Origin of the sequence: Rufibacter tibetensis (genome assembly GCF_001310085.1) — a bacterium.
Lineage (GTDB): Bacteria > Bacteroidota > Bacteroidia > Cytophagales > Hymenobacteraceae > Nibribacter > Nibribacter tibetensis.
The window spans coordinates 955,032-973,128 of record NZ_CP012643.1; the positions used below are offsets into that span (position 1 = coordinate 955,032).

Annotated in this window: 16 protein-coding genes; 9 read left to right on the plus strand and 7 right to left on the minus strand. The window is 49.3% G+C overall.

Features of this window, described 5'->3' with window-relative positions:
- Nucleotides 1–94: 94 nt before the first annotated feature.
- From lpxD to DC20_RS03665, 4 genes are read left to right on the plus strand one after another with little or no spacing between them, the layout of a single operon-like run.
- Entirely contained in the window at nucleotides 95–1,117 is a 1,023-nt protein-coding gene (lpxD, locus tag DC20_RS03650; RefSeq protein WP_062542593.1) for a UDP-3-O-(3-hydroxymyristoyl)glucosamine N-acyltransferase, read from the plus strand.
- 31 nt (nucleotides 1,118–1,148) lie between these two features.
- Complete coding sequence (locus tag DC20_RS03655; protein WP_062542594.1) at nucleotides 1,149–2,543, plus strand: bifunctional UDP-3-O-[3-hydroxymyristoyl] N-acetylglucosamine deacetylase/3-hydroxyacyl-ACP dehydratase; 1,395 nt, start codon at nucleotides 1,149–1,151, stop codon at nucleotides 2,541–2,543.
- Nucleotides 2,540–3,331: an acyl-ACP--UDP-N-acetylglucosamine O-acyltransferase gene (gene lpxA, locus DC20_RS03660; protein WP_062542595.1), complete on the plus strand. Its 792-nt coding sequence runs from the start codon at nucleotides 2,540–2,542 to the stop codon at nucleotides 3,329–3,331. The genes DC20_RS03655 and lpxA overlap by 4 nt, the downstream gene beginning before the upstream one ends.
- Nucleotides 3,321–3,962 (plus strand): ABC transporter ATP-binding protein, encoded by a 642-nt coding sequence (locus DC20_RS03665; RefSeq protein ID WP_062542596.1) that lies wholly within the window; start codon nucleotides 3,321–3,323, stop codon nucleotides 3,960–3,962. The genes lpxA and DC20_RS03665 overlap by 11 nt, the downstream gene beginning before the upstream one ends.
- 170 nt (nucleotides 3,963–4,132) lie before the next feature.
- Here the strand turns inward: DC20_RS03665 and DC20_RS03670 are convergent, their stop codons facing one another.
- Nucleotides 4,133–5,413 (minus strand): erythromycin esterase family protein, encoded by a 1,281-nt coding sequence (locus DC20_RS03670; protein WP_062542597.1) that lies wholly within the window; start codon nucleotides 5,411–5,413, stop codon nucleotides 4,133–4,135.
- 236 nt (nucleotides 5,414–5,649) lie between these two features.
- Nucleotides 5,650–6,405, minus strand: coding sequence for a DUF4197 domain-containing protein (locus tag DC20_RS03675; protein WP_062542598.1), 756 nt, complete (start codon nucleotides 6,403–6,405; stop codon nucleotides 5,650–5,652).
- A gap of 59 nt (nucleotides 6,406–6,464) precedes the next feature.
- Between DC20_RS03675 and DC20_RS03680 the strand changes: the two genes are divergently transcribed.
- The 3 genes from DC20_RS03680 (at nucleotide 6,465) to DC20_RS03690 (ending at nucleotide 10,010) form a co-directional block, all read left to right on the plus strand.
- Nucleotides 6,465–7,727 (plus strand): competence/damage-inducible protein A, encoded by a 1,263-nt coding sequence (locus tag DC20_RS03680; RefSeq protein WP_062542599.1) that lies wholly within the window; start codon nucleotides 6,465–6,467, stop codon nucleotides 7,725–7,727.
- A gap of 163 nt (nucleotides 7,728–7,890) precedes the next feature.
- Entirely contained in the window at nucleotides 7,891–9,273 is a 1,383-nt protein-coding gene (locus DC20_RS03685; protein WP_062542600.1) for a dihydrolipoamide acetyltransferase family protein, read from the plus strand.
- Between the two features lie 191 nt (nucleotides 9,274–9,464).
- Nucleotides 9,465–10,010 (plus strand): hypothetical protein, encoded by a 546-nt coding sequence (locus tag DC20_RS03690; RefSeq protein ID WP_071885372.1) that lies wholly within the window; start codon nucleotides 9,465–9,467, stop codon nucleotides 10,008–10,010.
- A gap of 109 nt (nucleotides 10,011–10,119) precedes the next feature.
- On the opposite strand, the gene DC20_RS03695 is transcribed toward DC20_RS03690, so the two are convergent.
- The gene (locus DC20_RS03695; RefSeq protein WP_062542602.1) at nucleotides 10,120–12,753 is read right to left on the minus strand and encodes a valine--tRNA ligase; all 2,634 of its coding nucleotides are present in this window, start codon (nucleotides 12,751–12,753) and stop codon (nucleotides 10,120–10,122) included.
- A 377-nt stretch (nucleotides 12,754–13,130) separates the two neighbouring features.
- A complete protein-coding gene (locus DC20_RS03700; protein WP_062542603.1) occupies nucleotides 13,131–13,481 on the minus strand; it encodes a 4Fe-4S binding protein in 351 nt (116 codons plus the stop codon).
- A 123-nt stretch (nucleotides 13,482–13,604) separates the two neighbouring features.
- On the opposite strand from DC20_RS03700, the gene DC20_RS03705 reads away from it, so the two are divergent.
- Both DC20_RS03705 and DC20_RS03710 read left to right on the plus strand, forming a co-directional pair.
- Nucleotides 13,605–14,624 carry an acyl-CoA reductase gene (locus DC20_RS03705; protein ID WP_062542604.1) on the plus strand — a complete coding sequence of 340 codons (1,020 nt, stop codon included), beginning with the start codon at nucleotides 13,605–13,607 and terminating at the stop codon, nucleotides 14,622–14,624.
- 154 nt (nucleotides 14,625–14,778) lie between these two features.
- A complete protein-coding gene (locus tag DC20_RS03710; RefSeq protein ID WP_062542605.1) occupies nucleotides 14,779–15,081 on the plus strand; it encodes a hypothetical protein in 303 nt (100 codons plus the stop codon).
- 128 nt (nucleotides 15,082–15,209) lie between these two features.
- Here the strand turns inward: DC20_RS03710 and DC20_RS03715 are convergent, their stop codons facing one another.
- The 3 genes from DC20_RS03715 to DC20_RS03725 all read right to left on the minus strand — a co-directional run bounded on the left by DC20_RS03715 (nucleotide 15,210) and on the right by DC20_RS03725 (nucleotide 17,991).
- Nucleotides 15,210–16,073, minus strand: a complete 864-nt coding sequence (locus DC20_RS03715; protein WP_062542606.1) for a nucleoside phosphorylase — start codon at nucleotides 16,071–16,073, stop codon at nucleotides 15,210–15,212.
- Between the two features lie 143 nt (nucleotides 16,074–16,216).
- Complete coding sequence (gene trhO, locus DC20_RS03720; RefSeq protein WP_062542607.1) at nucleotides 16,217–17,185, minus strand: oxygen-dependent tRNA uridine(34) hydroxylase TrhO; 969 nt, start codon at nucleotides 17,183–17,185, stop codon at nucleotides 16,217–16,219.
- 173 nt (nucleotides 17,186–17,358) lie between these two features.
- Complete coding sequence (locus DC20_RS03725) at nucleotides 17,359–17,991, minus strand: NeuD/PglB/VioB family sugar acetyltransferase (protein ID WP_062542608.1); 633 nt, start codon at nucleotides 17,989–17,991, stop codon at nucleotides 17,359–17,361.
- Between the last annotated feature and the right edge of the window lie 106 nt (nucleotides 17,992–18,097).

Here is an 18,097-nt window from a genome sequence, read left to right on the forward strand (position 1 = left end):
ATATCGTATTTATACTGAATGGTTTACTGCAGTGTGGGTAAGTCCTTGCGGGTGAGATATCACCGGTTAAAAATTGTTTCCTTAACTTTGCCTTATGGAATTCACGGTACAACAGATTGCTGATTTACTCCAGGGTCAGGTGGAGGGAGACGGTAACGCCAAGGTAAACAGACTCGCGAAAATTGAAGAAGGCACATCCGGTGCCCTTTCTTTTCTGTCTAACGCAAAGTACGAGCACTACCTCTATACCACAGGGGCTACCGCAGTCATCGTATCTAAAACTCTGGGAATCAAGCAACCCATTTCCGCGAACCTTATTCGGGTGGAAGACCCGTATTCCTCCTTTTCTACCTTGCTGGAAGTCTACCAACAGGCGGTGGCCGCTGCCCGGCAGGGCGTGGAGGAGCCCTGTTTCATAGGCGAAAACTCTACCATCGGGAACAGGCATTATAGGGGTGCTTTCTCTTATATCGGCAAAAACTGTAAGATTGGAAGTGGCGTGCACATTTACCCCCAGGTGTACATTGGTGATAACGTGACCATAGGCGATAATACTGTTCTATTTGCCGGGGCTAAGGTTTACGCCGACTGTGTAATTGGGAACTCTTGTACCATCCATGCCGGAGCCGTGATTGGCAGTGATGGATTTGGCTTCGCACCGCAGAAAGACGGGTCCTACAAGGCTATTCCACAAACAGGCAATGTAGTCTTGGAAGACAATGTACGTATTGGCGCCAATACCACGGTTGACTGCGCTACTATGGGTTCTACCATCATCAGAACCGGAACCAAGATTGATAACCTGGTGCAGGTAGCCCATAATGTGGAGATTGGTCGCCACACGGTGATAGCTGCCCAGACGGCATTTGCGGGATCTTCCAAAGTGGGTAATTACTGCACCATTGCTGGTCAGGTAGGCGTGGTAGGCCACGTGAGCATTGCAGATAAAACCATTGTAGGTGCTAAATCAGGCATTTCTAAAAACATCAAAGAAGAAGGAACTTTTGTACAAGGAGCACCGGCTTTCGACTATAAACAAAACCTGAGGGCCATGGCTGTTTTCCGGAAACTACCCGAGTTGCAGAAACAGGTAGACGAACTCAGAGAAAAGCTTTAACTTTAGCCCCTCTTTACCTATTTAGTGCTTCATGAACGATAAACAGCATACCATAAAGGCACCGGTGACGGTATCTGGGATTGGATTGCATACGGGAGTGGTGTCAAACATGACCTTCATGCCTGCTCCCATCAACCACGGGTATAAATTTCAACGCATTGATTTGCCTGAACAGCCTATTGTAGACGCCGATGTAGACAATGTGGTGGACCTCTCCCGCGGAACGACCATTGAACAGAACGGCGCCCGCGTGAACACCGTGGAACACGTATTGGCTGCCTTGGTTGGGTTAGAGATAGACAACGTTCTCATTCAGATTGACGGTCCTGAGCCTCCCATCATGGACGGTTCCTCTATTCTTTTTGTAAGACCGCTGTTAGAAGTGGGTCTGGAAGAACAAAACGCCCTGCGTAACTTCTTTGAAGTTCCGGAAGAAATTATGTTCCGGGACGGTTCCCGCGAGACCGAGATCGCGATTCTTCCCTTGGATGATTACCGCGTGACCGTGATGGTAGATTACCATTCACCGGTTTTGGGTTCTCAGCACGCCTCCTTAACAGATTTGCGGCAGTTTAAAGATGAGATTGCTTCTTGCCGCACCTTCTGCTTCCTGCACGAAATTGAAATGCTCTACAAGCAAAACCTGATTAAAGGTGGTGACTTGAGCAACGCCATTGTGGTGGTAGACCGTGTGGTGGAAGACAATGAATTAGATTATTTGTCTGACCTTCTGAAGAAGCCTAAAGTGGCCGTGAAGAAGGAAGGAATTCTTAATAATGTAGACCTGCGCTACAAAAATGAACCTGCCCGCCATAAACTCCTTGATTTGATTGGAGACTTAGCATTGGTAGGCCGTCCGTTAAAAGGTCAGATTCTGGCAGCTCGTCCAGGGCACGCGTCTAACGTGGCATTTGCCAAGAAGATTAAGAAATACATCAAGGAGACATCGGTGAAGAACGTGCCGGTGTATGATCCTAAGAAATCGCCGGTGATGGACATCAATCGCATCGCGCAGACCTTACCGCACCGCTACCCCTTCCTACTGATTGATAAGATCATCCACCTGGATGAAACTACCGTGACGGGTGTGAAGAACGTGACCATGAATGAGTCGTTCTTTCAGGGGCATTTTCCGGGTAATCCCGTTATGCCGGGTGTGATCCTGATTGAGGCTATGGCCCAAACTGGTGGAATATACGTGTTAAGCACCGTGCCCGATCCTGAAAATTACTGGACGTACTTTATGGGCGTGGACAAATGCCGTTTCCGCCGTAAAGTAGTGCCCGGTGACACCATTATTTTTAAATGCGAACTGTTGGCGCCCATTAAACGTGGCATAGCCAGAATGCAGGGTCAGGCGTATGTAGCCGGACAATTGGTGATGGAGGCCGAGATGTTAGCAAGTATCGTAAGAAAAGACGCATGAATCAGCCATTAGCTTACATCCACCCAGAAGCCAAAATCGCCACCAACGTAGTGGTAGAACCTTTTACTACCATCTCTAAAAACGTGGAGATAGGCGAAGGTACCTGGATTGGCCCCAACGTAACCATCATGGAAGGTGCCCGCATTGGAAAAAATTGCCAGATTTTTCCGGGTGCGGTGATCTCTGCTCCGCCTCAGGACCTGAAGTACAAAGGCGAGCCGTCTACAGTATCCATCGGTGACAATACCATTATCAGAGAGTGCGTGACCTTGAACCGGGGCACGGCTTTAGATAAAAACACCACGGCTATTGGTTCAAACTGCCTCATCATGGCGTACGTGCACGTGGCCCATGATTGCATTATTGGCAACAACGTGATTGTGGCGAATGGTGTGCAGTTAGCCGGCCACATTGTGGTACATGACCACGTGTTTATTGGAGGCACCTCTGCTGTGCACCAGTTTGTAAGCATCGGGGCGCATGCCATGGTATCGGGTGGTTCACTGGTGCGCAAAGACGTGCCTCCGTTCATCAAGGCGGCCCGTGAGCCTTTGTCTTACGCTGGCGTTAACTCCATCGGCTTACGCCGCAGAGGGTTCTCCAACGAGCAGATTACCGATATTCAGCAAATCTATCGCATTTTGTTCATGAGTGGCCTGAATACGGCCTCTGCGGTAGAGAAAATTGAGATTGACTTAGCGCCTAGCTCAGAACGCGATGAAATTGTGAATTTTGTGCGCAATTCGGGTCGGGGCATTATCAAAGGGTATCAACGAGATGCGGATTAAGCTTTCCTCTTTAGGCAAGCGCTTTAATTACGAGTGGATTTTCCGGAATCTGTCCTATGAATTTGTCTCAGGAAAGGCGTACGCCATCTTGGGGCACAATGGATCCGGGAAATCCACTTTGCTTTCTATTCTCAGCGGTTTTCAACTTCCCTCAGAAGGCTCCATTTCCTACTCCTTAAATGGAAAAGATGTTCCCGTTGATGAACTCTACCGCTCCCTCTCCTTGGCTGCTCCATACCAGGACTTGCTGGAGGAGTTCACGCTGGAGGAAATGATCCAGTTTCATACCCGCTTCAAAACTCTACGCGGTATCACTCCCCAACAACTTCCTGATCTTCTGCAATTACAAGCTGCCAAGCACAAACTGGTAAGGGATTTCTCCTCAGGCATGCGCCAACGTTTAAAACTTGGCTTGGCTCTTTATTCAGAATCCCCTCTCCTGCTGCTAGATGAACCTACTACTAACCTGGATCAAGCAGGTGTAGCCTGGTACCTGGAGCACCTGGAAAGAAACCGACAAAACCGCTTGGTCATCATCGGCTCTAACGTTCCGCATGAGTACAGCTTTTGCGACGAGCAGTTGCCTATCAATGAATTCCATCACAAAGCTCCAGAGCGGAAAAGAGGATAAGTCTGGCAAAAATGATTGCCCCTTATTAACCAGCGGAGCTTTTCAGCCTGATTTCCTAAAACACTCCCAAAACGCTCAAACTGAAAAAAGCCACCCCTGAAGGTGGCTTTCCCATATATGTAGTAAGATGGCGCAGATACGTTTACAGAACAGCTAACAAGTAGTATTGTTTACTCGTTTGCCGGATACATTTCTGGTGGCTCTTTCTCTTTTGTCTTGACAATAAACGGCCTAAGCGCTTCTGTTTCATCTAAGTACAGGAAGGCATCATACCGTTCTGGGATGATGGTGGGCACGTAATTGCCGTATTTCTCCCGATTAGGGTCATACACTACTCCAATAGCCCGATGAGCGATCTGCTGTCTTGCTTCCTCAACTTCCCGGAGTTCACGGGAGAGCAGGAGTTTATCAGTACCACCCAGATTGTGGAGCCAGTCTTCCCAGGAACCTTTACGAGCGGGTGGGACTTCCATCTTTTTCATGGGCGCACCCCAGGAATCGCTGGCAATGACAGAACCTTCATAGGAGCCGAATCCGGCCAGATACACATTCTCTCTTCCGTATTGTTCACGGGCTAATTGCCCTATGTTCACCATACCGGCCCGGGCCATGTCGGTGAAGCGGGCATCCCCTATGTGGGTATTGTGCTCCCAAATAATGGCTTTGGAATTTGGGCCGTGGAATTCCAATAAGCGATTCAGGGTTTCCATCATGTGCCCATCACGCACGTTCCAGGAACTGCCACCCCCTTTTATCATGGCTTTGTAGTAACGCTCAGCGTTTACTGCCACTAAGGCGTTTTGCTCAGCGTCAAAAACAGCTTCGGGGTTGCCTGGCTCTTCTCTTTCCCGCTTGCCTAATTCCTGCAGCATAGAGATCACCTCCTCTTCGCAGTCTTCAGAGACGTAAGCTACGGCGCGGGCGTATTCCTGCGGATCTGAGCTGTACGGTTCAAAGCATTTGAACGCTTCCTTGGCTGCTTTCACTGCATGACCATCCTTTTTCTCAAGGTATTTCATGATGTGCTGCAGCGAATCCCAGAGGCTGTACACGTCTAAGCCATAGAAACCTATTTTGTTTGTGTTAGGACGGTCATTGTTTTCTTTAAGCCATTCTACCAAGGCTGCTACTTCCCAGTTGCCCCACATCCAGGTAGGCCAGCGGTTGAAGTGCTTCAGGATATCAGATACCTTGGTGCCCGGTTTGCAATAGCCCCGTATGAACTTATTAATCTGGTAGCAATCTGGCCAATCACCCTCCACGGCTATGAAGATGAAGCCTTTCTCTTCTATGAGGCGCTTAGAGATGGCAGTGCGCCAGGAGTAGTATTCAGAGGTGCCGTGGGAGGCCTCCCCCAACATCACAATACGGGCGTCTCCAATATCGTCCAGCAGAATATCTAAATCAGCTTTGTTCTCCAGCCGGTGGTACGGCAGTTTTGAATAAGTCATGGAACTTGAGGGAAATATGAACTCCCTGCCTTTTACCCCGCAATGGTTTTAAAAGTTTACATGTTTTTGCCCTATTTTCAGAAAACATGAGCTAAACTCTACTCCAACCAAGATTCACTTCTTGGAATAACAAAATTTATAGGTCATATGTGTTATTGCCTTCTTTGGGAATGCCAAAGCAAAAAGGGTAGCCACATCAAGTGCAGCTACCCTTCTTTATCTATTTAGTCCAATGCTTACCTAGACCCGAATACGCGCTTAAGAAGTTCTGTGGTGCGGGCAATTGGGTTTTCCCGAATGTTAGCTTCTTCCTGGGCTACCAAGGTAAAAAGACCATCAATGGCTTTCTGGGTGGCATAAGACTCCAGATTTGGATCAGCCTTCTTCACCAGCGGAATCTGGTTGTATCGGTTTACCAGGTCAGCGTAATATCTGGTGGCATTTACCTTGTCAAGCGACTGCCGCATGATAGGGCTGAACGCAGAGGTCAATTGGCTGGTGGTAGTGCGTTTCAGGTACTGCGTTGCCGCATCACGCTCACCACGCAGAATGTTCCAGACATCGCTGAAGGTTAATTGCTTGATGGCGTTCAGGAAGATAGGAGCAGCGCTTTTAGCAGCGTCCTCGGCCCCCCGGTTCAAAGTAAGAATGAATTTATCTACTTCAGAACCTAAGCCAACCGACCGAAGGGTATTTTCCACGCGCTGCACGTCTGGCGGGAAAGGAATCCTGATCAGGCTGTTCTTATAAAAACCATCTGTTTGCGAAGCTTGGGTGGCGCCTTTGTTGATGCCCTGCGAAAGCGCTTGCTTTAACCCAGAGGCCACTTCAGATTGGGTAAGGGCTCCAGTTTGCCCTACTTGTCCGGTTTGCTGCGCCACGGCACCCAAGGTTTGCTCTATCTGGGCGGTAGTGCAGGAAGTCACTCCAACTAAAAGGAAGCTGCCTAAAACAAATGCCGGAGAGACTAGTTTCTTTATACGTGCGTACATGTTTATTACTTTTGATCTACGATGGTCAAGAGGGCACACGCATAAATCAAGCCAAATAAATGAAAAAGGAAATATCGGCAGAAATCATGACCATTGGTGATGAGCTGCTGTACGGTCAGGTGATTGACACCAACTCTGCCTGGTTAGGCCAGGAATTAGGAAAAATAGGCATTAGGGTAAAGCAGATCACCAGCATCTCAGACAACCCTGATGCCATTACGGAAGCCCTGAACCAAGCCATCTCCCGTGCCGATGTCATCCTGATCACCGGCGGCCTGGGACCTACCAAAGACGACCTCACCAAACACACCCTCACCCGCTACTTCAACACTGAACTGCAACTGCACCAACCTTCTCTTGATGACGTGGAGGAAATCTTCAGAAAATATAACCGCCCTATGCTGGAGGTAAACCGACAGCAGGCGTTTTTACCAGCGTCCTGCACGCCCATCCGGAACGTACTTGGCACCGCATCAGGCATGTTGTTTTATGAGCAGGAAACGGTCATTGTGTCTATGCCCGGCGTACCCTTTGAAATGAAACGCATGGTCACCGACACGGTAATTCCCTACTTAAAGCAGCATTTTGCACTTCCAAAGATTATCCATAAAGTAGTGCAGACGGTTGGCATTGGGGAATCTTTCCTGGCCGAGAAAATTGCAGATTGGGAAGACAACCTGCCACCTAACCTGAAGTTGGCGTATTTACCTTTCTTAGCTGGCGTTCGCCTTCGCTTAACAGGTTTCTCCCAAGAGGGGCTAGACCTGGAAACCCAGTTGCAGGAGCAGGTGGATAAACTATCAGCCCTCTTGCCAGACAACATTTTTGCCTACGGCGAAGTCTCCCTGGAAGAAGCCATTGGCCAAATGTTGAAAGATCAAAACCTTTCTATTGCCACTGCCGAAAGCTGCACTGGCGGCTTAGTGGCGCACAAACTTACCAGTGTACCCGGAAGTTCGGCTTACTTTATGGGAAGCGTGGTGGCGTATAGCAACGAGGTTAAGAAAGCGCAGTTAGGCGTACCTGCCCAGACGCTAGAAACCCATGGGGCCGTAAGCGAAGAAACCGTCAAGGCCATGGCCCAAGGCGTGCGCCAACTCCTTAAAACCGACATTGGCATTTCTACCAGCGGCATTGCCGGTCCGGACGGTGGTACCCCTGAAAAACCAGTAGGCACCATCTGGATTGCTTACGCCGATGCCCATCAAACCATTGCCCGTAAGATCAACTATAACAAGACCCGCCTGCTGAATATTGAGTACACAGCCCTGCAAGTTCTGGACCTAATCAGGCAAAGTTTACGCCGCCGGGTTGAGGAATAAGCAAAAAAGCCTAAATTTGCCTAACAACAGTTAGGTTCGCAGGAAACTGTTACGGTTTAACAGGCATCATTCGCTGTTTTTCTGTAACATTGTACATACCTGTACCCTCGCCTGGCTGCGGTAATCAGATCCTTGTTAACCAAAAATTGACGTACTCATACATATGGCTCTTGTAGAAATGGTGATGCCCAAGATGGGCGAAAGTATCATGGAAGGCACCGTGCTTAAATGGTTAAAGCAAGTGGGAGACACCATTGAGCAAGATGAATCTGTGCTGGAAGTAGCCACCGACAAAGTAGACACCGAAGTGCCTGCCATCCAAGGCGGCGTTCTCAAAGAGATATTGGTACAGGAAGGCCAAGTAGTGGCCGTCGGCGCTCCTATTGCGGTGATCAGCACGGGTGGTGATGAGCAACCAACCGCTTCAACACCAGCCACAGAAGCAGCTCCTGCCGCCCAACCAACTGAGCAGGCAACCGCTCAACCTGCCGAAGCCACTGCAACATCAGCACAGACTACGCAGCGTTTAGAGCAGCCCGCCTCTGGCCGGTTCTATTCACCATTGGTGATGAACATTGCCCGTGAGGAAGGCATTTCCATGCAGGAGCTGGAATACATTCCGGGTACCGGCAAAGAAGGCCGCGTGTCAAAGAAAGACATTCTGGACTATGTAGCCTCACGCCAGGCAGGAGGCGCTCCGGCCACCGCTCCGCAACCTGCTGCCGCTGCTCCAGTTGCCCCACAGGCTCCTGCTCCGCAGGCAGCAGCACAACCACAGGCTGCTCCTGTTGCTCCGGCCGCCCAGGTTTCTACCGCTCCGGCGCAGTCGTACAGCGGTAACGTGGAGATCATAGAGATGGACCGCATGCGCAAGATGATCTCCCAGCGTATGGTAGACAGCAAGCGCATCTCTCCGCACGTAACCTCATTTGTGGAAGCCGATGTGACCAACATTGTGAACTGGCGGAACAAAACCAAAGACGCCTACAAAAAGCGCGAAGGTGAGAACCTGACCTTTACGCCTATTTTCATAGAGGCCATTGTGAAAGCCATCAAGGATTTCCCGATGATCAACGTAAGCGTAGACGGCGATAGAATCATTAAGAAGCGCGACATCAACATTGGCGTGGCCGTGGCTTTGCCATCTGGTAACCTGATTGTTCCGGTGATTCACAACGCTGACCAGATGAACCTGAACGGCATCTCTAAGCGCCTGAATGATCTGGCTAACCGTGCCCGCATCAACAAACTGACGCCTGCTGACTTAGCAGACCCCACCTACACCATTTCCAACGTAGGTTCTTTCGGGAACGTGATGGGTACGCCTATCATTATGCAGCCACAAGTCGCCATCATGGCCGTGGGCGCGATCAAGAAGAAGCCAGCCGTGATTGAAACACCAGAGGGTGACTTAATTGGTATTCGTCAGTTTATGTTCCTGTCGCACTCCTATGACCACCGCGTGGTAGACGGTTCACTGGGTGGCATGTTCGTACGCCGCGTAGCCGATTACTTGGAAGCTTTTGATCCGAACACAAGTATCTAAGCTGAAGGTTTGAAAATATTCTTCTAAATACGGAAAGCCTCTCCCCTGCTGGAGAGGCTTTTTTGTTGGCCGCTTTAGGCCTTGTTTCTCAAAAACAGCTATAAAGCAGGAAGGCACAACCTGCCCCTGTATAATATAGTAAAAGCATTATCTTATCACCTCAATACCTATTCTGACACCTTGCCAATTTTATGAAAAACGCTCTTCTTCTACTTGTGATCGCCTTCCTATTGTTTCTGGCCATTTTCTTCTATTGGAAACAAAGTCAGGCCGAAAGCCAGTTAGCCATGGCTAATGAGAAAATCAACAGCCTGGAACAACAAGTGCTGCGGTACACCCAACCTGCTCCCATGGACACGCTTCAGCCTTCCCAGCCTCAACATCAACCCACACCAGAAACCCCAGATAGAGTGGAGAAAGTAGCGCCTCCAGAGTCTACTACCTTTGAAGAAGAAATAGGCACTTTAACCGAGGAAGACGTACAGCGATTGAAAAAGAAAGGGCTGAAAAACCCTGAGGCTGATCTCATGAACGACCTCATGCGGAAGCAGAAAAGCCTGCTTACTACCCCCGGCTCAGTAGGCGGCACTATGGCCATCCAAGATGTCCGTATTCTGAACGATCGTCATGCCCTTGCCTACTTTGAAGACGGACATAACGGCGGCTATCTACTGCTTCGCTATGCTGTGAACAACGGCACCATCACCTGGACCAAACTAGATACGTCCAAGCTGTAGTATTTTAAGCTTGATTTCTAAAAAGAAGCCTCATACGTAATCATCTCTTAAAAATGAAAGCGGCTGCCCCATTAGGAGCAGCCGCTTTCATTTCTATAATTCAACTTCCTTACTCAGCTGGTAAAGCAGATAAGCTTTGCTCTAAGGCGGCAATCTTAGCTTCGGCGTCTGAACGTTTTTTGCGTTCGGCGTTGATGACCGCTTCAGGGGCACCACTTACAAAGCGTTCGTTGCTCAGCTTCTTGTCAACCGAGGTTAAGAACCCTTTGGTGTAGTCAAGTTCCTTCAGGATGCGCTCACGCTCAGCCGCGGCATCAATATTACCTTCCATCGGGATGAAGAACTCAGAGCTGTCTACCACGAAGGACAAAGAGTTGTCTAACTGTTGTTCGGTTTCTTGTATTTCGCTGAGGTTCGCCAGTTTGCTTACTAAAGTCTCATACCCAGCAATAGCATTTTTGCCTTCCACTAACCGCACGTACAACGCCAGCTTTTTGGACGGAGAGATGTTTTTGCTGTTCCGTTGGTTCCGTATCTGGCCTACTACGGTAAGCACGTAATCCGTTTGCTTCAGCAGATCCGCATCTACACGACCTTTCTCTGGCCAGGCAGCTACCACCAGACAATCCTTCGGTGCACGTTCTTTCATGGAGTTCCAGATTTCCTCGGTGATGAACGGCATGAACGGGTGCAGCACTTTCATCAATTTCTCCAGGAACTCATTGGTGGCCTTTAGGGTACCTGCATCAATAGGTGAGCCGAAGGCGGGTTTGATCATCTCCAGGTAATTAGAGCAGAAATCATCCCACACCAATTTGTAGACTGTGAGCAAGGCATCAGAAATCCTGAACTTGTCAAAGTGATCTTCCAGCACGTTAAGTGCTTCGTTGAACTTAGAGTCAAACCACTTAATGGCTTTCTCGTTCGGGTTTTCCAGGGTTTCGTCTACTTCCCAGCCGTTGATCAGGCGGAATGCGTTCCATATCTTGTTACTGAAGTTACGGCCCTGCTCGCAGAGTTTTTCGTCAAACAGCAAGTCGTTACCGGCGGGTGAGCTGAAGAGCATGCCTGCGCGCACGCCATCGGCGCCGTACTGCTCAATCAGGTTCAAAGGGTCTGGTGAGTTTCCCAGCGACTTAGACATCTTGCGGCCCTGCGCATCACGCACAATACCGGTGAGGTACACATTCTGGAACGGCAATTCTTTCCGGAACTCATACCCCGCCATAATCATACGCGCTACCCAGAAGAACAAAATTTCAGGAGCAGTCACCAAGTCATTGGTAGGGTAGTAGTACAGGATGTCCTCGTTATCCGGGTCTTTAAAACCATCGAACACCGAGATCGGCCAAAGCCACGAAGAGAACCAGGTATCCAGCACGTCTTCGTCCTGACGCAGATCAGTCAATTGCAGTTCTGGGTTACCGGTTTTAATGCGGGCTTCCTCCAAGGCTTCCTCAGCGGTGCGGGCCACCACAAACGTGCCGTCGGGCAGGTAGTAGGCCGGAATCTGCTGTCCCCACCATAGCTGGCGCGAGATACACCAGTCGTGCACGTTTTCCATCCAGGAACGGTACATGTTCTTGAACTTTGCAGGGTGCAGCTTGATGGTGTCGTTCATTACATTTTCCAAGGCGGGCTTAGCCATCTCGTCCATTTTGCACCACCATTGCATTGAGAGCTTCGGCTCAATCACAGCATCGGTACGCTCAGAGAAACCTACGTTTGACACGGAATCTTCTACTTTCTCCAGCAGGCCCTGAGCGTCTAAGTCTTTTGTGATTTTCTTACGCACCACAAAGCGGTCTTCACCTACATAGAGACCAGCGCGCTCATGAATGGTTCCGTTGTCGTTGAGTACATCAATGCTAGGCAGGTTGTGCTTTTGGCCCAATTCATAGTCATTTATGTCGTGGGCTGGGGTCACTTTCAATACTCCGGTTCCAAACTCGCGGTCTACGTACGCATCAAAGATGATCGGGATGGCGCGGTTTACCAGCGGAATGATGGCTTTCGTTCCGGCTAGATGCTTGTAGCGCTCGTCTTCCGGGTGCACGCAAATGGCCACGTCTCCCATGATAGTTTCAGGGCGTTTGGTAGCTACGGTGAGCACTTCGTCAGATCCTTCTATGGCGTAGCGCAGATAATAAAGCTTGCCGTTTACCTGCTTGAAGTTTACTTCTTCGTCAGAAAGCGCGGTCATGCCCTGTGGATCCCAGTTTACCATGCGTACGCCGCGGTAGATCTGTCCTTTACGGTACAAATCCACAAACACCTGGATCACGGCATCTGTCAAAGCTGGCTCCATGGTGAAACGGGTACGGTCCCAGTCACAGGAGGCACCCAGTTTTTTTAGCTGCTCCAGAATAATGCCGCCGTATTTCTCTTTCCACTCAAAGGCGTGCTGCAGGAACTCCTCGCGGGTAAGGTCGCTTTTGTTGATTCCTTTTTCCTTCAGCATGGCTACTACGCGGGCTTCCGTGGCGATGGAAGCGTGGTCGGTACCCGGTACCCAGCACGCTTCTTTGCCTTGCATACGGGCCCGGCGCACCAACACATCCTGGATGGTGTTGTTAAGCATGTGGCCCATGTGCAGCACGCCCGTTACGTTGGGCGGCGGAATCACCACGGTGTACGGCTGCTTTCTAGGATTCGGTTTGGACTTGAAAAAGCCACGCTCCAGCCAGGTGGCGTACCACTTGTCTTCTACTTCTTTGGGATTATAGGTCTTCGGAATCGACATCTTGAGTAATGTGCTAATGTGTTAAATGTGCTGATGTGCTATGCTGGCAGCACCGGCACAAGCCACGGGTAGCTGCAAAAATAGCAAATGATTACGTAGTTGATGGGTATATGTAGGAGAATAGATGCTTGCTGCGGAGATATTCGGAGTTTGTATGTTCCGCTGGCGCGAGCCTCTGGCTCGTGTCAGCACGTATTCCCGATCTTCCTTTTCAAATAAGCAAAAAAAGCAATGTGTGCGGACACGAGCTGGAAGCTCACGCCAGCAAAGAAATGCTTTAAAGCGTTTCTTTTTGTAGTTTCAGTAAAACAGCCCAATAACGCCACACAACAAAAAACCCGCACGAGGCGGGTTCCTGAATAGCTTCTAGGTTAAGATTAGCTTGCGGCGTGCAGCCATTCTTTTTTAGCTAACAAGGCTTCCTCGGTCTCGCGGTAATCCGGGTCATCTACGCAGCAGTCTACAGGGCAGACGGCCGCACACTGGGGCTCCTCATGGAAACCGCAGCACTCGGTGCACTTGTCAGATACTATGTAATAGAATTCGTCAGAGATGGGGGGTTGCGGAGCTTTGCCGTCAACCGTTATTCCACCGTCAATTTCTACCTTGGTCAGAGATGTACCATCTCCCCACGTCCACTGAACACCACCTTCGTAGATGGCCGTGTTGGGGCACTCCGGCTCACATGCGCCGCAGTTGATACACTCATCCGTGATCATTATCGCCATAATCGTATCTCCTGTTTCTTTTTAGTAATTTTGCACCACTATAGGTACGCCATCCTGCGCGCAAAAGTAATACGTAGCGCGCATTGTATCAAACGTTTCTCACGCTTCCACTGTTACCCCTTCATGTTAACTTTAGACCAAAGACTTTCCGCATTCATAAAATTAGGCGATTACCTCCGGGATCTTCCGGAAGAAGACCGCAACTATATGGTCCGCCGGGCCGGACAGCACAATAACTTCTTTGACCAACCCAATGTTACGGCCGCCCTCATCGGGATTGCCGGCATGCTGGAGCAACACCAACTCACCACGTGGGTAAACAGCTATAACCTTCCGCAGACAAACGAAGCACCTAAAAAAGTAGGCGTGGTAATGGCCGGTAACATTCCGGCTGTGGGGTTCCATGATGCGCTGTGTATTCTGATCTCCGGACACATTCTGCAAGCCAAACCCAGTTCAGACGATCCGTTCCTGCTGCCTCACCTATTAAACAAACTGTGTGAGATTGAACCCGGTTTCCAGGAGCAGATTCAGTTGGTGATGATGTTGAAAGAATCAGACGCCATCATTGCCACTGGTTCAGACAACACTGCCCGCTATTTTGAGTACTATTTCGCAAAACGCCCGCACATCATCAGGAAGAACCGCACCAGCGTGGCGGTGTTGACCGGCAAAGAATCAAAGGAAGAGCTGACTGCCTTAGGCGATGACATTCTCCGCTACTACGGTTTGGGGTGCCGCAACGTCTCTAAAGCCTACGTGCCCGCCGAGTATGATTTCACCCCTCTCTTTGAGGCCTTGGAATACAAAAAGGAAGTAGTAAACCACCACAAATACCAGAACAACTACGACTACAACAAGTCTATTTACCTGGTAAACGGGGTGCCGCACCTGGACAACGGTTTCCTGATGGTAACAGAAAGCCAGCAACTGGTCTCCCCTATTTCAGTGCTGTTTTATGAAACGTACGCTGATGACCAGGAACTGGAGCAGAAACTGGAAGCGGTGCAGGAAAAGCTTCAGTGTGTGGTGTCACAAGAAGCCATCTGGCCCAACAGCTACGCCTTTGGGCAAGCGCAATGCCCAGCGGTAAGTGATTACGCCGATGGCGTGGACACCATGGCGTTTCTGAAGACTCTGTAATTTTCTTTTAAGGTGATTTCACAAAAACAGCCTTAAAATGCTATTTTCTGGACAGACAACTAATTTTAGGTAGACTTATTGCGTTAAATACCGTTTGTAGATATAGGAAATTCTTAGTTCATTGGTCTACAGACTAACACTAAATACGCGTACCATGGAAAATAACACCGTGCTCCACCATCAGCTTATTGAGAAGGAAAGTATCCCGCAACTACAGTTCGGCAGCGAAGATGTGCTCCAGGACAAAGACTCCAAAGTAAGGCGCCAGGTTGATTTAGAACGTGCCAGCCGCTTAGGCAATGGTTACCAGGGAAAAGTAGAACTCACCTTCCAGGTGGCCTCCGGCGAAATCCTACGGGTGCAAACCACCATCTGGCAAGCCGACAAGGAATACACCACCATCAAAGCTGGGGTTACCATGCCTACCCGCGCCATTCTGGGAGTAGAATTTTTTTAAAGGAAAACTACCTGACCCCAGAAGGCAGGTTTATCACTTTTTCGCAAAGCGATCACTATTTCTTTACCCATACAGAAAAGGCCTTTGGTTTTCCACCAAAGGTCTTTTCTTTTTTATGAGCTATTTTACTAAATCCGGTCTAAAACCTTCAAGATCAAATCATCAATCACTTGGTCTGCATCAGGGGTAAACTCATGGGTGATGCGGTTCGCTACAATGGCGTTAAGCGAAAGCACTTCATGGCCTAACAGACGGCCAAGGCTGTAGATACCAGCCGTCTCCATCTCAAAATTGGTAAACTGCACATTCTCAAACCTAAAGTTGCTCAGCTTTTGAATCACATCTTCAATTTTAGGCTGTAAACGCAGCAACCTTCCCTGTGGTGCATAAAAGCCAGGGCAAGTAAACGTATTGCCATGGATCATGTCAAAGCCAATCTGCTCCCGAAGGATGTCAGAGCCCTTGGCGCAGTATGGCAAAAAACCGATGCCTAAAGCCAGCTGCACGTTCACCGCAATCTCCGTCTCGTAGCCGGTTTCCATAAGTGGGTAGAACTGCATGAGCGTATCCAATCCAAGTGCGTATTCGGTGGCCAGGTGACTACCCAACGGAACATCCTGCTGCAGGGCTCCGGAAGTTCCTATGCGGACAATCTTCAGGGAGATGCGGTCCTCCGGTTCTAACGCCTCGCGGCTCACAAAGTCAATGTTCACCAGTGCATCCAACTCGTTCATGACAATATCAATGTTGTCTGTGCCAATGCCCGTTGAAACCACTGAGATGCGTTTGCCTTTGTAATAGCCCGTGTGGGTTACAAACTCGCGCTTGGCTACCTGCACCTCTATAGAATCAAAATGGCGGCTCACGCGGTTTACGCGGTCCTGGTCACCCACGGTGATGATGGTATCAGAAATCTGCTCGGGCAGCAGGTTCAGGTGGTAAATGCTGCCATCGGCGTTCAGGATTAATTCAGACTCAGGAATACGCGCCATAGTTTCATAGTTTTTAGGTGGGACAAAAGATCGTTGGGTTGTACAAAAATGGCCAGCGACCAATGAAAGTAAATGTATAAAAAAAGCGCCAACTCCTTGCCTTGCAGCAACAAGCGGCGCTTTCATATATAAATGCTCTTTGTTTATACGGCCTTGGGCTGCTCCGTCTTGCGGCGGTTCAGACCTTTGTACGGGTTATAGCCGTTGGTGTTTTTCTGATAATATCCGGTACCGTCATACGGACGTTTATCTGGGTGCTCCTGGCAAGTAGTAGAGCAGGCGCCGTCCATTTTAGTGCCGCAGCTCTCGCAGATGGGCACGTGCAGGTTACAGTGAGGATTGGCGCAGTTCACCATTCTAGCCGAAGGCGTTTCACACACGTGGCACTTGGAAATCACCACCGGGTTTACTTTGTTCACCTCTACGGCTACACGGTTGTCAAACACGTAACATTTGCCCTCGAAGTCTTCGCCCCCGGCTTCCATGCCGTATTTGATAATACCACCGTGCAGTTGGTACACATTCTCAAAGCCTTTCTCCAACAGAAAAGCGCTCGCTTTCTCGCACTTAATGCCGCCGGTGCAGTAAGTCAGGATTTTCTTGCCTTCATACTTTTCCTTCAGCTCATCAATTTTCTCTGGAAACTCTCTGAAATTCTCAATGTCCAGTGTAACAGCGTTCTTGAACTTGCCCATGCTGTGCTCATAGTCTGAGCGCACGTCCAGCACTACCACATCTTCCTGGTCCTTCATCTCCTTGAACTCCTGCGGCGAAAGGTGCACGCCGGTCCGTTCAGTAGGGTCAATGTTGCGCAGGCCTGCATGCACAATCTCAGGCTTGTGGCGCACGTGCAATTTGGTGAAAGCGTGTTCTTTGGCGTAGTCCACCTTGAAGTCGATGCCTTCAAAGCGGGGATCTGCTTTCACAGCGGCCATGTAGGCTTCGCAGTCTTCCACCAGGCCAGACACTGTTCCGTTCAGCCCTTCCGGAGCGACGATGATGCGGCCTAATAAATTCAATTTAAGACACAACAAGTGGTGCTCCTCACGGAACAACTCCGGGTCTTCAATTTTGGTGTAATGGTAATAAAGTAAGATACTGTACTTTTTCATACGGCTTAGTTTCAGACTAAGTGTGTAAATGGATGCTGGATATTAGATGTTAGACGCTAGACTTTCTCTTTTTAGTTCCTTCACCCTTTCAGGGCAAATTTAAGGAAATCGGCTCTAAAACAGAAAATGACGTTTGTCAGACATACATCTAACATCTATTGTCAAAAGTCTTTTTAAACCGGCTTAGCAGGATTTCCGAATACAGTTTGCTTAGCGGCCACGTCGGCCACTACCACGGCACCAGCACCCACACGGGCATTTTTGCCGATCTTCACGCCAGACACAATCACCGCCCCGGTTCCAATAAAGGCTCCCTCGGCAATAGTCACACCGGCATTCACCATGGCTCCGGCTCCTAGCTGTACATGACTATCTAAAACGGCATTGGCATCTACCACCGCACGTGCCCCAATAATGCAGTTATCGCCTAGTTTAGCGTTAGAATTCACAATGGCACCTGCCTGGATGAAGTTACCGTGCCCCAACCAAGCATGCTCAGACACATAGCTGAATTTATGAATGGCGTTTACCGGCACTACCTTGTAGTCATCTTTCAGCATGGAGGTAAGGCTTTTGCGCGCGGCTGTATCTTCCGCAGCCACGAACACGTCGCATTTCTTGCCTAGTAATTTCAGAATGTTTTCGTCTTCAGTGTTGCCCATCACGGTGATTTCGTTCACCTCTTTCTGTTGCAGGGCTACCTGGTCATCTAAGAAACAATACACTACTACGTCATTGCTCTGGAAAGCATCTAACGCCAAAACTCCCAGATCCTGGGCACCTAATATAATTACCGGATTTTGCATAAGCTTCTTTTCAATTTATAGATACTGCGCCTCTCGTAAATAAGAGGCTATAGACTCCTTTGCTATACGGAAAAAGAGTACCGCCTTTGTTTAGGGTCTGTTTTCA